The sequence below is a fragment of the uncultured Rhodococcus sp. genome (assembly GCF_963525155.1).
Taxonomy (GTDB): Bacteria; Actinomycetota; Actinomycetes; order Mycobacteriales; family Mycobacteriaceae; genus Rhodococcus_F; species Rhodococcus_F qingshengii.
The window spans coordinates 49,894-72,807 of sequence record NZ_CAURKP010000002.1; the positions used below are offsets into that span (position 1 = coordinate 49,894).

A 22,914-nucleotide genomic window follows, 5' to 3' on the forward strand; every position below is an offset into this window, starting at 1 on the left:
CGCGTAACCCCCAAAAAGTTAGCTACCGAATAACTGTACTGACGGGTAATTGGGTGACTGCCTTCGACTAAGCGGGCGTCTGCACCTAGAGTGTCGAGCATGGCTTACGACGTTGCCCGCGTACGGGGGTTGATTCCCTCACTCGGTGACGGCTGGATCCACCTCGATCCGCAGGCCGGAATGCAGATCCCGGACGCCGTCTCGCGGACGGTCTCCACCGCGTTCCGTGCCTCTGCATCTTCTTCCTCCGGTCGCCACGTCTCGAACCGTCGTAGTGCTGCCATTCTCGAGAGTGCGCGCACCGCGGTCGCGGATCTGGTCGGCGGAGATCCTGCGGGAGTCGTTCTCGGATCAGACCGAGCGGTGTTGTTGGCTTGGCTCGCCGAGTCGCTCAGTTCGCGGTTGGGCCTCGGAACCGGTCTCGTACTCTCGCGCCTCGACGAAGAGGCGAACGTCGCGCCCTGGCTTCGTGTGGCCAGTCGCTACGGCGCTCAGGTGCGATGGGCAGAGGTCGAAATCGAAACGTGTGAGCTCCCGAGTTGGCAGTTCAACGATCTCATCACCTCGACCACTCGATTGGTGGCCTTGACGGCCGCATCACCGGTCGTCGGTTCGGCTCCGAACGTCCGCGCCGCAGCTGATCGTCTGCACGAATTCGGCGGACTGATGGTGGTCGACGCCGTCGGTGCAGCGCCATATGCGCATGTGGACATGGCTGATCTCGGGGCGGACATCGTTGCCGTCAGCGCGCCGTCGTGGGGCGGTCCACAGGTGGGCGCACTCGTCTTCCGCGATCCCGGACTGCTCGACCGAATTCCGGCCGTGTCGCTCAACCCGTACGCGCGTGGCGCCGAGCGACTCGAGGTGGGCGGTCATCAGTTCGCGCTGCTGTCCGGTCTCACGTCGTCGATCGATTTCCTGGCCGGGTTGGACGAATCGGCAACGGGAACCAGGCGTGAGCGCCTCGAAACCTCGATCAGCTCGCTACAGGACTATCAGGACGGTCTGTTCGATCACCTCATGCGTTCTCTCGCAGCCCTGCCCAACGTGATGGTGATCGGCGGCGCACCCACGCGGGTGCCGACGCTCAGCTTCACGCTCGAGGGCATGGCGGCAGACAAGGTCGCCGCGCACCTGGCCGACAAGCGCATCGCAACGGTCAGCGGTACGCATGGTGGTTCCAGGCTGCTCGACGCCCTCGGTGTCAACGACGAAGGCGGCGCGGTCACCGTCGGCCTTGCGCCGTACACGACGCGGTACGAGATCAATCAGCTGGTCGCCGAACTCGGCGCCCTGGGCTGATCGACCCCGCTCGGCTCACTTCACCGTGAGGATGACCTTGCCTACGGTTTCCGGCGAATCCAGCAATTGATGGGCTAATGGTGCCTCGGTGATCGGAAGTTCGGTCGACACGATCGGTTGAACCGACCCGTCTGCGATCAGCGGCCACAGCTTCGCGCGGACGTCGGCGACGATGTCCGCTTTACCGCCGAGGCCGGTGAGCGGACGCCCGCGCAGGCCCGTCGACGTGATGTTTCCGCGCTTGCCCATCAGCTTGGCGATGTCGACCTCGCCCTTGCGGCCACCCTGCATTCCGATGATCACGACGTGGCCGTCCATGGCGAGTGCGTCGACGTTGCGTCCGAGATACGACGCTCCCATGTTGTCCAGAACCACGTCGGCGCCGTGGTTGTCGGTGGCTTCGGCGAGTGATGCTACGAAGTCGCTGTCGCGGTAGTTGATCAGAATGTCCGCGCCCAATTCGCGGCAGCGGTTCAATTTTTCCTCCGAACCCGCGGTAACTGCGACGCGGGCGCCGAGGGCTTTGCCGACCTGGATGGCGTGGGTGCCGATTCCGCCGCCACCACCATGGACGAGGAGGACCTGTCCGCGTCGTAGGCCGCCCCGCATCACGACGTTGGACCACACCGTGCACGCAACTTCCGGCAGTGACGCTGCGACTCGGAGATCGACGCCCGCGGGAACGGGGAGAAGTTGTGTTGCCGGGACCGCGACCTTCTCGGCGTAACCGCCGCCGGCCAGCAGTGCGCAGACTTCGTCGCCGACGGACCAACCGGTGACGTCTTCGCCGAGTTCGACGATCACGCCCGAGCATTCGAGGCCGAGGATGTCACTCGCGCCGGGCGGCGGCGGGTAGAAGCCTTGGCGTTGGAGCAGGTCGGCGCGGTTGACCGCCGTCGCGGCGACCTCGACGAGTACGTGCCCGCGAGGCAGTTCGGGATCGGGTTGCTGCGCCCATTTCATGACCTCGGGACCGCCGGGCTGATCGATCGTTATGGCGTACATGGATACGACGCTAGCGAATCTCCCCGCTGACGGGTGTTTTGCCGCTACCGTCGCGGACGTGACTTACTTCGGGAACATGCAGAACGAGATCTATCTGACGGGACTGAGCGGCGCGAAGCCGGCTTTGCCGATGACTGCGGCAGGCTTGGAAGATGCCGCGCGCGAGCAACTCTCACCAGAGGCTTTCGGGTACATCGCCGGTAGCGCGTCGACCGAACGAACCGCGGTGTCGAATCTGCGGGCGTTCGACAAGCATGCGATCGTGCCGCGGATGTTGCGGGGGACTGCGGCGCCCGACGCGCGTGATCTGAGCGTCGAGGTGTTGGGGACGCGGTTGGCTGCACCGATCCTGACGGCTCCGGTGGGCGTGCTCGGCTTGGTCCACGACGACGCCGAGGTTGCGGTCGGTTCGGTCACTGCCGAGTTGGGGATCGGATCGATTCTCTCGACGGCGGCGTCATCGACCATCGAAGACGTAGCGGCGGCCTCGGGCGAGAACTGGTGGTACCAGCTGTACTGGCCGGCCGACGACGAGCTTGCCGAGTCGTTTGTCCGTCGGGCGGAGACGGCGGGCGCGAAGGCTATCGTCCTGACTGCCGACACTCCCGGTATGGGTTGGCGTCCAAGGGATCTCGAACTCGGTCACCTCCCCTTCCTGCAGGCGAAGGGTATTGCCAACTATCTGTCGGATCAGGTGTTCCGCGCAAAACTGGCCACACCTCCCGAGGAGAGTGCAGAAGCCCTGCAGATCGCGGTTCTGACGTGGGTGTCGTTGTTCGGCAATCACGCGGTGCGGATCGCGGATATCGCGAAACTTCGCCAGTGGACGACACTTCCGATCGCGGTGAAGGGAATTGTCCATCCCGACGACGCGCGTGAGGCCGTTGCGGCCGGCGCCAACGGCATTGTCGTGAGCAACCATGGTGGGCGTCAGGTCGACGGGTCGATTTCGGCGCTCGACGCTCTCGGTCCCGTCGCTGATGCGGTGGGGCATGAGGTGGACATCCTGATGGACTCCGGAATTCGTTGTGGCGCAGACGTAATCAAGGCTCTGGCCTTGGGTGCCGACGCAGTGCTGTACGGGCGACCGTGGGTGTACGGGTTGGGATTGGCCGGAGCGGACGGAGTGCGTCATGCATTGCGCAGTCTCCTGGCAGACCTCGATCTCACCATGGGGCTGGCGGGGCTGGCATCGGTCGCCGAAATCGATTCCTCGATCCTCATGTCCAATTCGTGACTTTAGGGTGAGTCTTACTGTGACGGGCGGACACAGGTCTAAACTTGGAACCTGTGACAGCTGAAGCGACAACCGAGGAGACATCGCAGGCGGCGCACGGTGAGACACCGTGGCTGACGCCATGCGAGATGCGTGCATGGCGCGGTTACATGGACGGTAATCAGCGCCTCATGGAGGTTCTCAACCGCGAACTGCAGGATTCACACGACCTGTCGTTGGCCGATTACCGCATTTTGGTCATGCTCTCGGAGTCAGCTGACGGGTCGTTGCGGATGAGTGACCTGGCAGACGGCGTGCTGTCTTCGCGGAGCCGCCTGACGCACCAGATCAGGCGGATGGAATCTCAGGGCATCGTCGTGCGCGACACTTGCGTCGAAGATGGTCGCGGCGTGCTCGCGCGGATCACGGAAGAGGGTAGGCGTCGCCTCGCCGAGGCGGCACCTACTCACGTGGCCGGGGTTCGGAACAATCTGGTCGATCTGCTGACTCCCCAGGAACTGGACGTGCTGGCAGACGTCTTCGAGAAGGTCGACAAAGCCATCGGCGAGCGCTGACTCTGGAGCCGTTTTCGCGGTCCGCGGGAACACCCGATAGGATCGCCCACGGAAGCGTGGCAGAGCGGCCGAATGCACTCGCCTTGAAAGCGAGCGTGGCGTTAAACCCACCGGGGGTTCAAATCCCTCCGCTTCCGCCAAAGCAAAGGCTCTGACCTCGGACTTCGGTCCAGGTCAGAGCCTTTACTGTTTTCGGAGTCACACTGCTTGGGTAGTGGGCGTCAGAACCGCACGGTGAACACCACGTGGTGATTCTCTCGGGCCGCGCGCTGGAAAAAGTCCGCCACTTCCTGCAACCAACCCCAGGCGTACCGGCGCTCGTCGGGACCGTACTCGGGGTTGCGGTCGTCGAGCGGCATCGCGTCGTAGCGCACGCCGAACTCGGATTCGGTGATTTCCGCCAGGTACGAGGAGACTTCGGCGACCCGATCGGGTGCCAGGTAGGTGACGAGTTGGTCGTCGGTGTCGGTGTTGAGGTCGTCGTCCCCCAAGATCACGCCGTAGGCCGGCCAGTTCTCGGACACGCGCTCGTACCCCGTGCTGGAGAGGGCGCACAGGATCGGATCCCACGCCTTGTCCGTGTCGCACGAGAACTCGGATCGGCCCGTCTCCTCGATGTCCTCGACCACTGCGCCGAGTTTGTCGTCGTCGCCGCGTGCGTCCAGAAGTTCCGCTGCCACGCTGTCTGACAGCGCGAAATGCACCCCAAGTTCCATGGCGTGATGCTAACGGCTGACCTTGCCGGCGTCCCCGTCCTCACAACAAGGCGAATCGCCTTAGGTAACGATCCTGCTCTAACTCCGACCGAAGTTACCCATGGTGGGCCGGCTGTCATACATACTGCATCGGTGATTCCGACAAAACGGACCGGCCTTTCTGTTGTGTCGCTGGTGATCCTCGTCGTCGCGGGGTTGCTGGTCGCAGCCCCTGCCAGCAGCGCAGCGCCGCCGCCTGACTGGAAATACACAATGGTGGCGTTCAGTAATGCCAGCGACCGTGACATGGATGTCTACGAGTCGGCTGACGGCACCGGCTTTCAACTCGTCCAGCAGTCGGCGTACAGGCCGCCGTCTGGGCTCGTGCGTGATCCGAGCATCTTCCGGAACACAGACGGGTTGTATTACCTCACCTACACGACGGGTGGTGGGGCGAACATCGGTTTCGCACGCAGCAGCGACCGCATCAATTGGACACCGCTGGGGAACTATCCGGTTCCGTTTTGCTGCGCGTTGATGCCTGGAACGGGAGATGGCACCGGTTCTGCGAGCCCGCCGGGCTTCTCGGGTTCGGCCGGTTTCAGCGACGGACCGTCGCTGTCACCATTCGTTACCAAGGCCTGGGCGCCTGAATGGTTTGTGGACGGCGATCGTGTCAACGTCATCCTGTCGATGTCGACCGGTGGAGGATTTGTGCCGTATCTGATGACGGCGTTGGAACCGTCGCTCCGGTTGTGGAGCCCGCCTGTTCCGCTCGCCGGGATCGGTGCGGACCACATCGACACCACCGTGGTCAAAGTCGGATCGACCTATCATGCGTTCACCAAGAACGAGACGAGGAAGGTCGTCGAGCATGCGGTCGCTCCTTCGGTGACGGGACCTTATTCGTTTGTCCCGCCAGGGAATTGGGGTTCGCTTGTCGAAGGTCCGGCCGTAGTTCAGTTGCCGAGCGGCGACTGGCGGATCTATCTCGACGCCTATACCGAAGGTAAGTATCTCTACTCCGACAGCACGGACGGGCTGAATACCTGGTCGCCTGTGCAAGAGGTTCCTGGGGTGTCCGGGACTGCACGGCATCTCGGCATCATGAGAGAACCGGCATAACTTTCGACTCCGAGTTGGTAGGGCTCTGATCAAGGACTGCGGTCTTGGTCAGAGCCCTTTCTCGTACATGCGTACTACTTCTGCGCGTCGTCTGCACGTATCAGTGATTGACAAGCTAACGGTGCGACGCAAGTGGGTCTTGCGAGTTCGCGCCGACCACGAAGTGAACATCTCCGCGTGAACCATGCAGAGTTGCGCTCCTAGGCCCCGCTCAGGTGTCTTGATTGCGATCGATTGCCAAGTAGTGCCTGTTGGTTGCACATTCAAGTACGTGCACTGGCTGGATGTCCGCACTTTCGGCCTTCAACTGCCCTGAGGCCCACGAAACGTGGGTTCAGTTCGGTTTGCCACACCGTTTCTGAGGGTTCTTCTTACCTTCAAACCGTGACCTTGCTCATAGTGGGACCTAGGTCCTTTTTGCTGATGATAAGCCTGTCGATATATATCTGTTACCGAAAGTTCACCCTAAATCCAAGATGGCGGAGTCGGCGCGCTGGCGGGAAAACAGGACGATTGGTACCGTCCGGTAACCAATTCAGTTAGTTGTCGGCTACCGCTCTGGTTGCTGTGTCACGTGGAGGAGCAGTTCATGTCGCTCGAATCGCAAAACGGCCTATCCCATCGTCGATCGAGGGTCGCAGTGGGGCTCGCGACGTGTGCGGTTGCCGCGCTGTCGTCTGGTGTGGTCTTCGCAGGGAGTGCATCGGCAACGCCGACGGCGTTGGCGGACAAATTCGCGAGCACTGTCACCGATGACGGTTGGTCGTTGGATCTTGCCGCCACGAAACTGTCGGCGAACCCGGTGCCGAATCTGGCGACGACGGCGTTCACCCGTGAGGGGTTCGTGTCGGCGAAGGTGACCGGCACGATCGGTGGTCAGGGCGATTCGGCAGTGAAGACCGGTTATGTCGAGCAGGGATTGCAGATCGGCTGCCAGATCGATGTTTCCTCCGGACTTGGCTTGGGGCTTGGTTTTTCGCTCGGCCCGTCTGTCGGTGTGAGTATTTCGGGTGTCCCGTCGGCGAACGTGGGTGTGAATGCGTCGGTGAATCCGAGTATTCAGTCGACGATTGCGCCGGGCACGATCACGACGATTCCGTTGGGGAAGAAGGATCTCGAGTCGTCGAAGGCGTCGATCACGGCAGAGAACGTGCACGTGAAGGTTGATGCGTGCATGGGGCCGGTGACGATCCGCTCGTACGCACAACTGTCGGTGTCGACGGCGACGTCCGACAACACGTTGTTCGTGTACTCCGATCCCGCCTGGCTCTGACCCTCGCAGACTTCGCCGGCGCTGCTGGCGAGTAATTCCTGATCCGTCCCGTCCCGGGGTGGTTACTCATCACGCTCACAAAGGAGAAATCATGAAGATTCGTACCTTGGCCACTGCCGGAACCCTCAGCGCAGGTATCGCCCTGATCGGTGTTCTCGGCGCCGGCGTGGCATCTGCTGCAACTCCGATCGTGCAACCGGAACATGGCCGGATCGGACTTTCACTTTCGAACGCCGAAACGGCGGCGCTGGCGGCGAGCCCGATTCCTGATGCGATTGCGAACATCGTTCCAGGTTCGCTGAGGGGGGTCTGGTTGGCGCCTGGTTCCGCGATAACTGTTACCGATGGCAAGGTCGACGCCCTCGAAGGAGCTGTGCTCGGTGAAGCAGCCGCGCGTGGTGGGCATGCCAATGTCTTTGTCTCCGACCCGAATCACCCCGCCAGTGAGGGGCACATAGTGCTGACGGAGCAGTACTGGAACTGATACCAGGCCGAACGCCGGCGACCCGTTGTCCCCGCTCTCCCTTCCTGTTTGGAGTTCCAGCCATGACCGTCAACAACGCCGAACGCCGCAGTGTCCAGTCGGAATCCACTGCCGTCGATAGTAAAGACGTTGCAGACGTTGATGGCTGGGATCCGGACAGCGAACTCAGTCCACTTTCCAAGGCTGTGATCGCTACTGCAGTTGGACTGGGGTTGCTGATCGCGGCATTCGCGGTGATCGGGAAGCTCGCCGGCTGGGCGAACGACTACGGGACGATCCTGGTTTACCTGGCGTTCTTCTTGTGGATGTCGATCTCCGGACGGTTGTTCTGGTGGGGCGCAGACAAACTCATCGCGCTACTCCGAACGAAGAAGAGTGACAATCGTGGTGCGCACCGGTGAAGTCCGGTAGACGACTTCGCCGGACTCTCGCGGGTGTGCTCGCCGCCGGGGCGCTGTTGACCGGAGCGGCCGGAGCGATCGGTGCGGGAATCGCACTCTCCGCCGCTCCGGCGAACGCGACGCCGGAAGAAGACTGCGCGGCGGTGCGAGCACGTGATCATCAGATCTACCTGAATCTCATTGCGTCGCTGCCACCTGGCGCACCCATCCCGCCAGAGATCATCAACCCGTGCCTGAGTGCGCCGTCCACGACGTCGACAGCTGCGCCGACGACCACCGTCGGGCTCCCCGGTGCGCAGGCTCCAGGCGGTGGCCCGAATGTCGGGGCCAATGCTCCGACGAACTTTCCCACCTACAACGGCACCCCCATCGTCCCTGTGCCGACGATCGAGGTTCCGCCCATTGCTTCCGAGTCCCCGGCCTCGGAAACTGGTGTCGGTGCATTCCCCAATGCATCGGCATCAGCGGTTCCCTCACCCACACCCACCCCGGGTGAGGGAACCACCACCGATCGTGGTCCCGGACCGATCCCCGCGGATTCGGATTCGAATATCGCACCGGCCCAAACGGTTCCGGATCCGGCAGCAGATGTTTCCACCGCCGGGGAGGACTCGGGCCGTGACCGGTATCTCGAACTCGCCCTGATCGGCGCTGCGGCGTTCACCGCTGCGGGTATCGGAGTGCGCGGGCGGCCGGGACCTTTCAGCCCCCGCACGCCCGAATCAGTACTCTCCCAGGCGGTCGGGACTGTCGTGTCGCCGTTGACTGCGTACGCACCTGGCGGGCAGTCCTCGTTGCGGGTGTTCGATCCGATCACCGGCGGAAGCCGGTTCTTCTTCCTGATCCACGACGAAACGTCGTCGCACGAATCCGTGATTCCGGTGACGGTGCCGCCCGGCGGTCACATGAGTGTCAACCCCGATGGCACGGTCACCGTCTTCGACGCCGACGGGAATCCGGTCTCGACAATCGATGCCCCGTGGGCGTACGACGCCAACGGCACTCCTGTTCCGACGCACTACGAGATCCGGGACGGGCAACTCGTCCAGGTCGTCGACACCGCAGGCATCGAGAACCTGCTGTACCCGATCCTCGCCGACCCGGAGCTGACACCGGAAGAACGTGCTGCGCTCGAAGCGCAGGCGAACTTCATCGGCCCGATGACCCCGGAGGGCGAACAAGCCCGCAGGGACGCACAAAACGTCCTCGCCGCCAACCCCCCGGAGCCGGCAGATTCAGGCCTCGAGCAGCTCATGGTCGGTGACCCCAACCACGAGGTCTCCGAACCACCGATCACCGACACAGGAACCGGAAACCCCGTCGGCGACGCAATACTCGCCAATCAAACCCAGGAGCCGATCACTTCGAACATCGGCGGGCACGACTACACCACAGAACCTGCGGACCCGGCAGATTCAGACCTCGGCCATCTCATGTCCGGTGACCCTAACTCCGAGGTCTCCGAACCACCGATCACCGAAACAGGAACCGGAAACCCCGTCGGCGACGCAATACTCGCCGACCAAACCCAGGAGCCGATCACTTCGAACATCGGCGGGCAGGACTACACCACCGAACCCGCTGTCAGCGACGTCTCGTTCACGGACGAAAACGGAACCAACTGGTCCGGCACACCTTCGAAGGTGCCGAACGTGTGGAGCTGGACGTACACCGACGCGCAGGGAGAAGAGCACGACCTGCAGGTCACCTACGACGAGCAGGGACGCCCCTACCAGGTTTTCGACCATTCCAACTCGGAACTGTCCTTGTACGATTGGAGCACCGGCGAACCAGTTCGGATAGGCGACGCGCAGCATCTGGACCCCGGTGTCGCTTTCGATCAGCCCTACACCGACGAGATCATGAGCTTCGTCGTCCCACCGCTGCGCGGGGCCCGTCTGGCCGTCGGCGCGATCCGGGCCGAAGACCTGATCGTCTCGAACCGGACAACACCCACCCGGCCCCCGGTTACTTCACCATCGACCCCTGCTCAAAACATTCCCCGGCCGGGCACACTGCCACCGCGCGGCATACCCGTCATCGACGGCACAGTTCCACCTGCCGAACATGACCACCCCACGATCCCTTCCGTGAATGAACCTGCACGCCCGGATCCCACGATTCCGGAACCCTCGCAACCCACTTCGCCCGGCGATCCCGACCGCGGCCAGTGGGAACCATCCACGCCGGGGGAGATCGGTGATCCAGGGCCGAACCTGACACCAGGAATTTCTACCCCGAATGTTCCCTCGCCAGGTCACGTCGAGGAACCGAGTGTGCCGACTCTGCCCGATGTCGGTCAGGTGCCGGTGAATCCGGATGCTCCCGGCGCTCCACAGCAACCCGGCCCACCGGAATTCGACCCCTTCGCCACCGATCCGAGCACCATTCCCAGCCCTGGCGTCATCGAGGATCCGACGCAGCGACCCGCGGTCACGATGCCTCCCACACAGCCTGACAGCCCGGAGGGACCAGGGGTTGAACAGGATCCGTTGTGGTGGATGCCGTTCGCACGAGAAAAACCACCGCAACTCGCACCCGGCGAAACACCGCCGGACATCGTGGAGGTCGAAGGAGTCGGCCCGTTGGATCTGCGTACGTTGCAGTCCCGGATCATCGGTGATCGGGATGGCACCGATGTCGGGGTATGGGGTGATGCAGGCGAAGGTCTCCGGTACGACGCCGCTCGGAGGTTGAGGCCTTCTCGGGTATTTCAGGAACTCGTCACGCTGGTGGACGGGCAGTTCGCGTTCATCTTGCCATTCGATGCCGGGAAGAACGGTGAGCTCAAGTTCGACGGTTGGTTCCCGGACATGAACGTCATCGTCGATGCGAAACACATCTACGACTTCATCTTCGACCGGAACGGTGAACCTTACGTAACGGACTTCCGGGGCCGTGTTTGGCAAAAAGATTGGCCCAAGACCGCTCAGGCGCAGCTCGATGCCCTCGCACAAGCCGGGATGGACGCTGAGCTCGTGTGGGTGATGCTCAACGAACAATATGCTGAACTCGCCTTGAGAGGCTTCGACGACGAGAACGTCGTCGGTGTCACGGTGGAAACTATTGCGCAATGGTTGGAAAGGACGGGGCGATGAGCTTTTTCGGGCGGCGGCCGACAGTGGGCGGGTATTGGGGCACGCGGGTGCAGTCGAGTCAGGAGGTGGCGCAGACGATGCGGGCCTTCCTCGACGATCTGGAAGCGATCGACCCGGGGTTGGCGTTGCCGTGGGTCTCGACTGCCGAGTTCGACAAAGTGCCAGCAGATCTCAGCGTGGACGGGTTGGTGCGAATCTTCGAGCATTCCCGCTCGAAGGAGATGGGGTATTCGGACACCCCGGGACCGGGCTACGACGTCGACTTGTCACCCGAAGACGGGACCGCGCGGCGGATCATCGCCAGGGTCGGCGGGCTGGAAACCAGTGCCCCCAACAGTGTCCGGGTGTCGTTGCCGACGGAGAAGGATGTTCCCCCCGAATTGCGACGGTTGCTCGAACCGGATGTCGGGGACGCGATCATGAAAGTGATCGTCAAGCATTGGGAACCGGATCGGGCTCGGTGGAGCATCGGCGACTACCTCGATCTGCAACCGCGAGTTAGAGGTCAGATCCAGGTGGGATGGGAAACGTACTTCCATTCCGGAGTTACGTTCGATCGCAGCGCGCTGCCCCAATCTGCGGCGGTAGAGGAGCTGCCCACTGGCACGTTGATTCGGTTGGGGGACAAGCCAATGGAGGTCGATGCCGCCGACATCGTGGCGGTGCGGGCGGCGTTGGGTTACCCGGTGTAGCGCCAGAGACTGTTCCGATTGGTCGATCGTCTTCGAGCAGGAGTGACGTTGTCTGCTTCATCTTTACGTCGCGATCCGGCGTCCGGGTTGACCGTGAAAGTCATGGCGCGGAAGGGGCCGCCGGAAGCCGAATCGGTCACCGCAGTGCTGGCAGCGCGGTCACTGCAGTTCCTTCGAAAGCTTGACCCAGTCTTTGACGTCGACATGTATCGCTCCGTGAGGAATGACCTTCCCGACGGCGTTACGGTCGAGCAGGCTCTGGCATTGAATGGTGGGCGGATCCTCACGCCTCAGGCAGAAGGCCTCCTCGAGGCCGCAATGATCGAGAGCAGAAAGTCTCCTGATGCCGCAGGCGGGATTTACCCACTCTCATTCGGGCATCAACTCAGGTTGTTCACCGACAACGGAAACATCGAAATTCTCATCGGATTCGGGGGTACGGCAGGAGCAGGTTCCTTACTTTGCACCTTCATCTGGCCGTACCCAGGGGGCTTCGCCGATGAATCTCTGATCTCACTGTCATTGAAACTCGTCCAAGGTATGGCCGATATCTGGGACGCTCCCACGGCCGTGCTCTACCGGGATGCGGAGCTCACACCTCAGTACAACGTGCCCGGCGACGCAACGGTGGGCAGTTGCACCTACTTCGGCCCTGAGATGCCGATCAACGAAACGCAGATCCCACCCACTGTCGAAGCTTTTCCGTACAAGAGAAGGAACGATCGTCATCCAGCGTGATCCACGCGCCCCGTTGGTTGCCGACGATATCCGAAGCATCCGTGCAGCAGTCGGCCTGCTGACCGAACGACCGGAGGTTCGCCTACCGAAAGGCTCGCGCCGGCTGTGACACCAGAAGTTACGGCCAAGCTCACGTCCGCAGGTGATGGTGTTCTTAAGAACAAGCTGCTCAGATAATGGAGGATGCGTTCGACGAGGTCATCGGGATGGAGAACATCAACATCATCGTATTTGGAGGGGAGTGAAAGTGCCTACGTCATCACTGCGCCGCAATCCTACGGTGGGCTTGACAGTGAAGGTCATTCCACGAAAGGGTGCGCCTGAAAGCGAGGCCGTCACGGCCGCGCTCGTTGCACGTTCGCTACGATTGCTTCGCGACATCGATCCTGTCTTCGACGTCGACTTGTACCAAACAGTAGGCGATGCCCTCCCCGACGGTGCCGGACTCGAGCAAGCCTTGGCGTCGAATATCCGTCAGATCCTTGTACCTCCGACGGAAAAATCGATCGAAGCCGCATTGTTCGAGCGCAGACGATCGCCTGATGCCACCGGCGGTATTTATCCCCTCTCATTGGGACGACATATGACCCTGTATTCACCCGCTGGAGACGTCAAAGTCGTTGTTAGTTTCGGGGGCACCTCAGGGTCCGGCGCATTCGCATGTGCCTTTGCCGACGAATCACTGATTTCGCTGGCATCGAAGCTCGTACAGGGACTAGCCGACATCTGGGACTCGCGTGTCACCGTGCTCTACCGCCGAACCGAATCATCGCCTCAGTTCAACGTACCGGGTGACGCGATCGTGGGCAGTTGCACCTACTTCGGTCCTGAGTTGCCGATCAAGGAAACGCAGCTCCCGCCCAGCGTGGAGGCATTTCCCTACCAGGACGGCACAATCGTCATCCAGAAGAATCTGTCCACGCCGGTAACCGTCGAGGACATCCGAAGCATCCGCGCAGCAGCAGGACTGCCGACCGAACGACCGGAGATTCCTCTACCCAAAGGTTTCAGACGGCTGTGAGCCCTACGTTGGGCGCACTCGGGGCTGCCTGCAGGTAGGGATGGCGCGGACCGACCAGCCTGCCCGCAATTACCGCGCCGCGATCCCGATCCGGCTACGCACCAGCTGATCGACGCTCCGGGTGGAGTGCCACCGCGCGGCATACCCGCCATCGGCGGCACAGTTCCACCTGCCGAGCATGATCAACCCTCTGTTCCGTCCGTGAATGAACCTGCACGCCCGGATCCTGCGATTCCGGAACCCTCGCAACCCACTTTCCCGGCGATCCCGATCGTGGCGAGTGGGAATCACTCTCGCCCGGTGGGATTGGCGATCCGGGGTCGAACCCGAGACCCGAGAACTCCACCCTGGAGGCTCCCTCGCCAGGTCGCACCGAGGAACCAAGTGTGCCGACTCTGCCTGATGTCGGTCAGGTGCCGGTGAATCCGGATGCCCCCGGCGCTCCGCAGCAACCCGGACCACAACTGTTCAATGACAATGATTTGCCGAGAACGACTATGACGATCGCAGAGTGGCTGGAAAGGAAAGGTCGATGAATTCGGATCGTGGCGCGACAGTGATCGGGTATTGGGGCCCTCGGACGCAACCGGTAGAAGGCATTGCAGCGGAGGTGTTCTCGTTTCTTCATAGTCTGAGGAACATTGATCCAGCACTTGGACAAGCTTGGGTGTTTTCGCCCGAGACTGCCTTCGAGTCGACCGATCTAAGCGTGGAAGGCCTAGCGAAAATCTTCCGGGCAGCGAAGGATGTCGAAGGGCAATCCGTTGCGGCCTTCGACCTTGGCTACATCGTGAGTTTGTTGCATCCGGACAGATACCAGTTCTTGCGAATCCAATTCTCTCTTGGCCGGACTGTCCCGAGGGTTCCGAATATCGTCAACGTCACCCTCTCCCCGGAGAAACAAGCAATCGGGGAGGCATCGCGGTTGCTAACCGCAGGCGTCGGTGACGCCATCATGAAAGCGATCATCGAACAGTGGTCTCCAGACAAAGCCCGTTGGGGAACGCCGGTATACCAGAAAGCCCAAGGGAAAAAGGCTGGAGAGGTGGAAGTCGGGTGGGAGACATACATTCGGTCCGGGATCGATCTCGATCACAGCAAACTGCCCGTCGTCGCTGTGCTGGAGGAACTCCCCAACGGAACGTTGATTCGGTTGGGCGAGAAACCGTTAGACGTCGATATTGCCGACATCCTGGCGGTGCGGGAAGCACTGGGTTACCCGGTCTAAGACGCCGCGTGACCGCCGACCCTTGCTCATGTCGCGACACGTAGTCGGACGGAGACTATTACGCAGTGGTTGGAAAGGACGGGGCGATGAGCATAGTCGGGCGATGGCCGACCGTGATCGGATATTGGGGCACGCGGGTGCAGTCGAGTCAGGAGGTGGCGCAGACGATGCGGGCTTTCCTCGATGATCTGGAAGCGGTCGACCCGGGGTTGGCGTTGCCGTGGGTCTCGACTGCCGAGTTCGACAAGGTGCCAGCAGATCTCAGTGTGGACGGGTTGGTGCGAATCTTCGAGTATTCCCGCTCGAAGGAGATGGGGTATTCGGACACCCCGGGACCGGGTTACGACATCGACTTGTCGCCCGAGGACGGGACCGCGCGCCGGGTCGGTGCCTGGGTCGGCGGGCTGGAAACCAGTGCTCCCAACAGTGTCCGGGTGTCGTTGCCGACGGAGAAGCAGCTCACCGACAGTACCCGGCGGTTGCTCGACCCGGATATCGGAGACGCGATCGTGAGAGTGATCGTCAAGCATTGGGATCCGGATCGGGCTCGGTGGAGCATCGGCGACTACCGGCACCTTCAGAATCGGTCGAAAGGTGAGGTGGAGGTGGGATGGGAAACATACTTCCATTCAGGAGTTACGTTCGATCGCAGCAAACTCCCCCAATCTGCGGTGGTGGAGGAACTGCCCATTGGCACGTTGGTTCGGTTGGGGGACAAGCCAATGGAGGTCGCTGCCGCCGACATCGTGGCGGTGCGGGCGGCGTTGGGTTACCCGGTGTAGGCCCCGCAACGGGTCTGGAATTCACCATTGCATCAGACGGCGAGAAATGTGTTAACCGGATGGCCTGCTTCGCCTTTCGATAGTATTGCCAGATGGCATCCCGAATCGACTTGCTCGCGTGGCTCCTCGATTCGGATCCAGCGATTCGGTGGCAGGTGGAGCGCGACCTGGTGAACGAAGCGCCCACTGTGTGGGCGGCGACGCGCGCGTCGATCGCCACCGAAGGATTTGGTGCACGCCTGCTTTCATTGCAGGACCGAGACGGCCAATGGGCGGGTGGGGCGTTCTTCCCGGCTGAATTCGACTTTGCGGGACCCGAAGCAGCAGAACAAAGTTCGCAACCCTGGACGGCAACAACCTGGACGCTCAACTCATTGCGGGAGTGGGGCCTCGACGCCAGTGTTCTGCGGGAGCGTCGTACCGCAGAACTGCTCGCGGAGAACTGTCGCTGGGAGTACGAGGGCCGGCCGTACTGGGACGGTGAGGTCGATTGCTGCATCAACGCCTGGACGGTGGCAAACGGTGTGTGGCTCGACATGCGCGTTGATGAACTGGCTGATTGGTTTGTGCGGCATCAACTTCCGGATGGTGGTTGGAACTGCGAGTGGATCGAAGGTTCGACCCGATCGTCGTTCCATTCGACCCTCAATTCACTCAAAGGGCTTCTCGCGTACGAGATCGCGACCGGGGGAACAATTGAGACGCGCGCGGCTCGACGATCCGGTGAGGAATTCTTGCTGCAGCGCGGTCTGTTCCGGAGACTCTCGACCGGGGAACCGGTGGGGGACTGGATCGGCCGGTTCGCGTACCCGTTCCGGTGGCGTTACAACGTGCTCAACGCAGCCGACTACTTCCGCGAAGCGTCGTTGTCGGATGGAAATGAGCCTGATCCGCGAATGGCGGACGCGATCGAGATGATCCGGGCCGCTCGAGCCTCGGATGGGACGTGGCTCCAGGCCGGTCGCCAACCGGGGCGGGTGTGGTTCGAGGTCGACACAAAGGCGGGGGAGCCGTCGAAGTGGCTGACTTTGTCCGGCATCCGAGTGCTCGCCTGGTGGGATCAATCCTCCCCTCTAGGGTTCTGCATAACAAAAGAGTTACAGCGAAAGTCATTTCACCTTCAAAGGTTATCGAAAGGTGATCTTTGATCTTCCAGTCGAAATATCCAGTACGGATTAAGAACATATTAACGACAGGATTGCCCTCAGTGCGGTGAAGGTTAATCATCTGAACAGGTGAGAAGATGTTCGGTGAAATTACCTACCCGATTGGATAGGCGGGTCACCGACGTTGGTAATCGCATAAGGTGCTCGCGATTGTCTTGGTTAGGGAGCTAAGTCCCGAGCTGGAAACGGCATTTCTGCTCCGAAAGTGGCGCTCACCTGCGGCTACGTTCCCCATTTTGCAGGACTTAAACCACTTTCGGCGAGATTTAGTCTCGCAATTGCAGGTTGTGGAGCGTCCGCAATGTTTAGGCAAAGTCCCATCTTTTCCCAGAACAATGCTCTACTAAACGTGAAAACCGGATGTTCCCCCGATTTTGCTGAGAAGGTGCAACTATGGGGCGTAGCGTAACTGTCGCAGCGAACCGGAACATCGCGAATTGCTGCTCTAACCAATGACTTTGTTCAGGTCCGAATAATGCTCGGAGGTCGTCGATGTCGATGGAAATGGTGTTAGCCGAAGCAGTGATAGACAGTGGGGACACGGCGTGGGTGCTGATCTCCGCGGGTCTGGTTCTCTTCATGGTTCCCGGACTCGCCTTCTTCTACGCCGGTCTGGTGCGTGGTAGCAGTGCGCTCGTCATGTTGCAGCAGAACCTCGTCCCACTCGGACTCGTCTCGATTACCTGGGTCGTGTTCGGATACAGCTTCGCGTTCAGTGGAGACTGGGGTTCCGGCTTCCTCGGTGACCTCAAATTGTTCGGCTTGCAGGACATACACACTGCCGCCGCCCCGGGCTTCCACCTGATCGAAGGTGCAGTCGCGGTACCGACTCTGGCGTTCGTGGTCTATCAGATGATGTTCGCGATCATCACGCCTGCGCTGATCACCGGTGCGACCGCAAACCGGCTCAAGCCCTTGGGCTGGGCCGTTCTGCTCGTGCTGTGGTCGATCATCGTCTACCCCCCGATTGCGCACTGGCTCTTCAATCCCGAAGGCTGGTTGGCGCTCCGCGGAGCTCAGGACTGGGCCGGCGGAATTGTCGTCCACGCATCCGCCGGCGCCGCCGCCCTGGCAATCTTGCTGGTGGTAGGTAAACGTCCGGGATGGCCCAACGCCGAGGCAGTCCCGCACTCGGTGCCTCTGGCGTTGATCGGCGCAGGCATCCTGTGGTTCGGCTGGTTCGGATTCAACGCGGGCGACGGATTGGCTGCCGATGGTGTTGCGGCACAGGCCTTGATGAACACTCACATCGCCGCAGCGGGCGGTATGGTCGTCTGGCTCGTCATCGAAAGGTACACCGAGGGCAAGGCCACGGCGATCGGCGGAATCACCGGCGCGGTAGCCGGTCTCGCGACCGTCACCCCTTGCGCCGGCTTCGTCAGCACCTTCTCCGCGTTGGCGATCGGCGCGCTTGCCGGACTGGTCTGCCACTTCGCGCTCGCGCTCAAGTCGATCTTCAAGTTCGACGACGCGCTCGACGTCATCGCGGTCCACTTCATCGGCGGCATCCTCGGTTCACTCCTTCTCGGTTTGTTCGGCGAAAAGGCGATCAATTCGATCGGCCGCGACGGACTCTTCTTCGGCGGCGGCGCAGGACTACTCGGCGAGCAGGCGCTGGCGTTGATCGTCGTCATCGCTTTCTCGTTCGTGGTGACCTGGCTGATCGCCACGGGCATCGAGAAGACCATCGGTCTCAAGCTGGCCCCGAAAGACCAGGTGGACATCGACCGTCGTCAGCAAGGCATGGACGCATACCGCTACAACGCCGCATTCGTCGACGCCGGTGGTGCGCCGCAGACCAGCGGGTTCGACTCGGGGGTCCTGGTCGAGGGGGCAAAACTTGTTCCGAACCTCGGCGCCCCGAAGCACGAACTCATCACCGCGGTATTGCAGACCATCGAGTCCGAGAAGCTACGGGAGGCGCTGCTGGCTGCCGGAGCGGAATCGATAGTCGTATCGGAAGCGCATGTCTCCGCGAGCGGCTCGGCCTCGCTCAAGTTTCGCGGGCAACGCAACGACGTCGTGTTCACGGAGCGGTTGCGTGTCGAGGTGCTGGTCGCGTCGGAACATGCCCAGGCGGTTCTGGACGCGATCAACGAGTACTCGGGCGGCAGGAGGAGCGGTTTCGTCCAGCAGGCGGCCGAACCTCTCACCGAAGCGACGGAACAGGGGAGCTGACATGTATTCGACGACAGGGAGTTACCGCATGATCGACAAGGAGCGTTCGGAATGCATCTGACACCGCGAGAACTCGACAAGCTGACAATTCTCATGTTGGCGGATGTCGCACTGAGGCGAAAGGCAAAGGGGCTCAAACTCAATCATCCGGAGTCCGTCGCAGTCATCACTGCAGCCGCTCTGGAGGGAGCTCGGGAGGGCAAGACCCTCGAGGAGGTCATGGCCGACGCATCGCACGCCTTGACGGTCGACGATGTGATGGAAGGTGTCGCGGAGATGATTCCGCGTGTGCAGGTCGAGGCGGTGTTCCTCGACGGTAGCCGGCTCGTCACCGTGCACTCTCCGATCCAGTAGCCCGACCGAGATGTCAGGAGCACTCCAAGATGGCAAGCAAATCGACGAAGAAGGATTCCGGTGGCGAGAAGAAAGTGCCGGTCGGCGGATACGTGTTGCGGGACGAGCCGATCGAACTGAACGAGGGTCGTCCGCGTTTGAAGCTGCGGGTCCGAAATACCGGTGACCGTCCCATCCAGGTGGGTTCGCACTATCACTTCATGGAAGTCAATCGCGCGTTGTCGTTCGATCGTGAACAGTCCTTCGGCTGGCGCCTCGATATTCCAGCGGGCACGGCGGTCAGATTCGAGCCGGGCGACGAGAAGGAAGTGACGTTGGTGCCGTTCGGCGGCAAGCAACGGGTTCAAGGCTTCAACGGACTTGTCGACGGTTGGGCGCCGACCCACGCTGCCTACCGGCCGAGGCTCCCCGGAGCCGTCCAGCGTGCCGAAGAACTCGGCTTCCTGTCCGAACCTCAAACCGACTGATTCTCGTTCACGGCGGACGAAGGAGAGCAACACCCATGACAAGCATTTCGAGACAAGAGTATTCGGGTCTGTTCGGGGTCACCACGGGTGACCAGATCAGGCTCGGCAACACCGACCTGTACATCGAGGTCGAGGAAGATCTTCGAACCATCGGAGACGAGTCGATCTACGGCGGCGGCAAGACGCTGCGCGACGGCATGGGCCAGGATCCGGAGTCGTGCAGCATCGACGGTGCCCTCGACCTCGTGATCACCAACGTGGTCATCGTCGATGCAACCATCGGTGTCGTCAAGGCAGACGTGGGAATCAAGGACGGCAAGATCGTCGGCTGGGGCAAGGCGGGAAACTCCAGCACGATGGAAGGCGTCACCCCGGGGCTGACCACCGGTCCGGCGACCGACGCGATTTCCGGTGAGCAGATGATCCTCACTGCCGCCGGCATCGATCCACACGTTCACCTCGTGTCACCACAGCAGGCGTACCACGCACTCAGTGGGGGAGTGACGACGCTGATCGGTGGTGGTATCGGCCCGACCGACGGAACCAACGGCACCACCATCACTTCCGGTATCTGGAACATGGAGATGATGCTCAAGGCCAACGAGGGTTTGCCGGTCAACGTCTGCATGTTGGGCAAGGGGAACTCGTCCGGGCATCAGTCGCTGGTCGAACAGATCAAGGCCGGTGCGGCCGGTCTGAAGGTCCACGAGGACTGGGGCGCGACACCGGCCACAATTCGTGAGTCTCTGCGGGTGGCAGACGAAATGGACGTTCAGGTCGCCATTCACACGGATACCCTCAACGAGGCCGGATACGTCGAGGACACTATCGCGGCCTTCGAAGGCCGTACGATTCACACCTATCACAGCGAGGGCGCGGGTGGCGGTCACGCACCCGACATTTTGCGAGTGACGGGAGAGGACAACGTACTTCCGGCGTCGACCAATCCGACGTTGCCGTACGGCATCAACACTCAGGCCGAACTCTTCGACATGATCATGGTCTGTCACAACCTCAATCCCAAAGTGCCCTCGGATGTTTCGTTTGCCGAGTCCCGCGTTCGCGCCGAGACGATCGGTGCCGAGAACGTACTGCAGGACATGGGCGTCATCTCGATGTTCTCGAGTGACTCACAGGCGATGGGCCGGGTTGGAGAAAACTGGCTACGCGCGATCCAAACAGCGGACTGCATGAAGCGGTCCCGCGGCAAGCTGCCCGAGGATTCGCCGACACACGACAACTTCCGCGTGTTGCGCTACGTCGCGAAGGTCACGATCAATCCAGCTTTGACGTTCGGTCTTTCGCATGTGGTCGGGTCGATCGGTGTCGGGAAGATGGCGGATCTTGTTCTCTGGGAGCCCGCATTCTTCGGCGCGAAGCCGAAGACGATCATCAAGAACGGTCTGATCAGCTGGCACGCCATGGGAGATCCGAATGCATCGCTCCCGACACCACAACCGGTGATCTACCGGCCGATGTTCGGTGGATTCGGTAAGGCGTTGCCGCAGAGTTCGGTCTCGTTCGTCTCGCGAGCGGCACTCGACGACGGCATCAAGGACAGGCTCGGTCTCGAACGTCAGGTTGTTGCTGTCGAGGGAACCAGAACAGTCACCAAGCGTGATCTGGTTCGCAACTCGGCCACTCCGGAAATCAAGGTGGACCCGGAGACCTTCGCGGTGACTGCGGACGGCGTCCACGCATACGTCGAACCTGCCGAATCCATTCGCTTGAACCAACTTTACTTCTTCAGTTAGGGGTCTCCTGTGTCGGGAACAATCACACACACGCACGGCGCCGATGCGACGCCACACACGCACGGCGAGATGACCGCGCCGAGCGGAAAGCCGACGCGAATCGACGCGCTGCTCGGGAAGGAGACCGACGAGGAGTGGGTCGGTCGACTCGACAATGCGGTAGTCGACGTCTTGTCGCTCGATCAGTGGGAAGCGCAGAAGAGTCGGCTACGACGCACCACGATCGGTGGCCGTGAATTGGCCGTCTCGCTCGATCGGGGTATTCAGTTGCAGGACGGCGACATTCTGCTGTGGGACGAGCCGGCGAACACCGTCGTCGTGGCCAGGATCAACCTCAAGGACGTGTTGGAGATCGACCTGAGCGCACTGGTCGACGTCACGCCCGAGAAGATGATTCAGACGTGCCTGGAGTTGGGACATGCCGTGGGTAACCAGCACTGGCCTGCCGTGGTGAAGGGAATGAAGGTCTACGTTCCGTTGACGGTCGACAAGGCGGTCATGGGCTCGGTGATGCGGACACATGCTTTCGAGGGCATCGAGTACACCTTCATCCCGGGTGCCGAGGTCATTCCCTACATCGCTCCACACGAGGCACGCCGTTTGTTCGGTGCGGCCGCGCGTGAGGGCGAGGGGCATACCCATGACCCTCTCGTCTGAGGGATCCGGGCTCAGCATCAACCGCGCGATGCGGATGATGCAGTTTTCCGATTCCATGTTCCCGGTCGGTTCCTTCTCGTTCTCCAACGGTTTGGAATCGGCCGTGGCGCAGGGAATTGTCACGGGTGGTCCGTCGCTGCGGGAGTTTGTGCTCTCGGCCGCCCATCAGGGCGCGACGTGCGACGGTATCGCCGTACTCGCGGCGCACCGGGGCGCGACCGCCGGTGATTTCTCGGCGATCCTCGCCGCTGATCATGCAGTGATCGAACGCAAACTCAACGAAGAAGCACGCACGATGAGTACCCGCATGGGTAAGAAGTTGGCCGAACTCGGCGGGCGCTTGGCCGGTGAGACCCTGTTCAACAAGTGGTTGGCCGCGATCGCATCGGGGGAGACGCCGGGTACCTACCCCGTCGGCCTCGGAATTGCTTTCGCGGAGATGGGTTCTCCGGAAGAGGACGCTTTCACGGTCAATCAGTACGGTGTCGCGATGACGTTGCTCGGCGCTGCCCTTCGTATCGTCCGAGTCGATCACCTCACGACGCAAGAGATTCTGTTCGAGGTCAATCAGAGCGCCGGCCGTGAGTACGCCGCAGTGCGTGACTACGGACTCGACGACATGTCCAATTTCGCCCCGATGATCGACATTCTGGCTGCGGTTCACGTCAAGGCGCACGTCCGAATGTTCATGAACTAGAAGGAG

Annotated in this window: 22 protein-coding genes and 1 tRNA gene; 21 read left to right on the forward strand and 2 right to left on the reverse strand. The window is 61.6% G+C overall.

Annotated elements, in window-relative coordinates; all coding sequences use genetic code 11:
• Window positions 1-99: 99 nt before the first annotated feature.
• Entirely contained in the window at window positions 100-1,302 is a 1,203-nt protein-coding gene (locus RWT78_RS00755) for a cysteine desulfurase-like protein (RefSeq protein WP_007731767.1), read from the forward strand.
• Window positions 1,303-1,317: 15 nt separating this feature from the next.
• On the opposite strand, the gene RWT78_RS00760 is transcribed toward RWT78_RS00755, so the two are convergent.
• Window positions 1,318-2,307 (reverse strand): NAD(P)H-quinone oxidoreductase, encoded by a 990-nt coding sequence (locus RWT78_RS00760; protein WP_276117022.1) that lies wholly within the window; start codon window positions 2,305-2,307, stop codon window positions 1,318-1,320.
• Between RWT78_RS00760 and RWT78_RS00765 the strand changes: the two genes are divergently transcribed.
• The 3 genes from RWT78_RS00765 to RWT78_RS00775 all read left to right on the forward strand — a co-directional run bounded on the left by RWT78_RS00765 (window position 2,306) and on the right by RWT78_RS00775 (window position 4,238).
• The gene (locus tag RWT78_RS00765) at window positions 2,306-3,544 is read left to right on the forward strand and encodes an alpha-hydroxy-acid oxidizing protein (protein ID WP_314673299.1); all 1,239 of its coding nucleotides are present in this window, start codon (window positions 2,306-2,308) and stop codon (window positions 3,542-3,544) included. The two genes, RWT78_RS00760 and RWT78_RS00765, sit on opposite strands and share 2 nt — an antisense overlap.
• 128 nt (window positions 3,545-3,672) lie before the next feature.
• A complete protein-coding gene (locus RWT78_RS00770) occupies window positions 3,673-4,098 on the forward strand; it encodes a MarR family winged helix-turn-helix transcriptional regulator (protein WP_020968140.1) in 426 nt (141 codons plus the stop codon).
• 50 nt (window positions 4,099-4,148) lie between these two features.
• A tRNA-Ser gene (locus tag RWT78_RS00775) sits at window positions 4,149-4,238 on the forward strand.
• Window positions 4,239-4,319: 81 nt separating this feature from the next.
• Here the strand turns inward: RWT78_RS00775 and RWT78_RS00780 are convergent.
• Window positions 4,320-4,814, reverse strand: a complete 495-nt coding sequence (locus RWT78_RS00780; RefSeq protein WP_021332843.1) for a DUF1877 family protein — start codon at window positions 4,812-4,814, stop codon at window positions 4,320-4,322.
• A 252-nt stretch (window positions 4,815-5,066) separates the two neighbouring features.
• On the opposite strand from RWT78_RS00780, the gene RWT78_RS00785 reads away from it, so the two are divergent.
• The 17 genes from RWT78_RS00785 to RWT78_RS00865 all read left to right on the forward strand — a co-directional run bounded on the left by RWT78_RS00785 (window position 5,067) and on the right by RWT78_RS00865 (window position 22,908).
• Window positions 5,067-5,918: a glycoside hydrolase family 43 protein gene (locus tag RWT78_RS00785; RefSeq protein WP_003943973.1), complete on the forward strand. Its 852-nt coding sequence runs from the start codon at window positions 5,067-5,069 to the stop codon at window positions 5,916-5,918.
• A 589-nt stretch (window positions 5,919-6,507) separates the two neighbouring features.
• Complete coding sequence (locus tag RWT78_RS00790; protein WP_029537404.1) at window positions 6,508-7,191, forward strand: MspA family porin; 684 nt, start codon at window positions 6,508-6,510, stop codon at window positions 7,189-7,191.
• Between the two features lie 91 nt (window positions 7,192-7,282).
• Window positions 7,283-7,675: a hypothetical protein gene (locus RWT78_RS00795; RefSeq protein WP_296553195.1), complete on the forward strand. Its 393-nt coding sequence runs from the start codon at window positions 7,283-7,285 to the stop codon at window positions 7,673-7,675.
• A gap of 62 nt (window positions 7,676-7,737) precedes the next feature.
• Window positions 7,738-8,076 (forward strand): hypothetical protein, encoded by a 339-nt coding sequence (locus RWT78_RS00800; protein WP_054825479.1) that lies wholly within the window; start codon window positions 7,738-7,740, stop codon window positions 8,074-8,076.
• Entirely contained in the window at window positions 8,073-11,174 is a 3,102-nt protein-coding gene (locus RWT78_RS00805) for a hypothetical protein (RefSeq protein WP_314673308.1), read from the forward strand. The genes RWT78_RS00800 and RWT78_RS00805 overlap by 4 nt, the downstream gene beginning before the upstream one ends.
• On the forward strand, window positions 11,171-11,866 hold the full coding sequence (locus tag RWT78_RS00810; protein WP_003943963.1) for an Imm52 family immunity protein: 696 nt from the start codon (window positions 11,171-11,173) through the stop codon (window positions 11,864-11,866). The genes RWT78_RS00805 and RWT78_RS00810 overlap by 4 nt, the downstream gene beginning before the upstream one ends.
• A gap of 42 nt (window positions 11,867-11,908) precedes the next feature.
• Window positions 11,909-12,604, forward strand: a complete 696-nt coding sequence (locus RWT78_RS00815; protein ID WP_003943888.1) for a hypothetical protein — start codon at window positions 11,909-11,911, stop codon at window positions 12,602-12,604.
• A 247-nt stretch (window positions 12,605-12,851) separates the two neighbouring features.
• On the forward strand, window positions 12,852-13,625 hold the full coding sequence (locus RWT78_RS00820) for a hypothetical protein (protein WP_314673310.1): 774 nt from the start codon (window positions 12,852-12,854) through the stop codon (window positions 13,623-13,625).
• A 532-nt stretch (window positions 13,626-14,157) separates the two neighbouring features.
• Window positions 14,158-14,853 (forward strand): Imm52 family immunity protein, encoded by a 696-nt coding sequence (locus tag RWT78_RS00825; RefSeq protein WP_314673312.1) that lies wholly within the window; start codon window positions 14,158-14,160, stop codon window positions 14,851-14,853.
• Between the two features lie 86 nt (window positions 14,854-14,939).
• Complete coding sequence (locus tag RWT78_RS00830) at window positions 14,940-15,635, forward strand: Imm52 family immunity protein (RefSeq protein ID WP_314673314.1); 696 nt, start codon at window positions 14,940-14,942, stop codon at window positions 15,633-15,635.
• Between the two features lie 92 nt (window positions 15,636-15,727).
• On the forward strand, window positions 15,728-16,783 hold the full coding sequence (locus tag RWT78_RS00835) for a squalene cyclase (RefSeq protein WP_229757070.1): 1,056 nt from the start codon (window positions 15,728-15,730) through the stop codon (window positions 16,781-16,783).
• A 516-nt stretch (window positions 16,784-17,299) separates the two neighbouring features.
• Window positions 17,300-18,979, forward strand: a complete 1,680-nt coding sequence (gene amt, locus RWT78_RS00840) for an ammonium transporter (protein ID WP_232508993.1) — start codon at window positions 17,300-17,302, stop codon at window positions 18,977-18,979.
• A 51-nt stretch (window positions 18,980-19,030) separates the two neighbouring features.
• Window positions 19,031-19,333 (forward strand): urease subunit gamma, encoded by a 303-nt coding sequence (locus RWT78_RS00845; RefSeq protein WP_003943837.1) that lies wholly within the window; start codon window positions 19,031-19,033, stop codon window positions 19,331-19,333.
• A gap of 29 nt (window positions 19,334-19,362) precedes the next feature.
• Window positions 19,363-19,800: an urease subunit beta gene (locus tag RWT78_RS00850; protein WP_003943812.1), complete on the forward strand. Its 438-nt coding sequence runs from the start codon at window positions 19,363-19,365 to the stop codon at window positions 19,798-19,800.
• A gap of 35 nt (window positions 19,801-19,835) precedes the next feature.
• Window positions 19,836-21,554 carry an urease subunit alpha gene (locus RWT78_RS00855; protein ID WP_003943847.1) on the forward strand — a complete coding sequence of 573 codons (1,719 nt, stop codon included), beginning with the start codon at window positions 19,836-19,838 and terminating at the stop codon, window positions 21,552-21,554.
• Between the two features lie 9 nt (window positions 21,555-21,563).
• Entirely contained in the window at window positions 21,564-22,211 is a 648-nt protein-coding gene (gene ureE, locus RWT78_RS00860) for an urease accessory protein UreE (protein WP_019746461.1), read from the forward strand.
• A complete protein-coding gene (locus RWT78_RS00865) occupies window positions 22,195-22,908 on the forward strand; it encodes an urease accessory protein UreF (RefSeq protein ID WP_041814527.1) in 714 nt (237 codons plus the stop codon). The genes ureE and RWT78_RS00865 overlap by 17 nt, the downstream gene beginning before the upstream one ends.
• The last annotated feature ends 6 nt before the right edge of the window (window positions 22,909-22,914 follow it).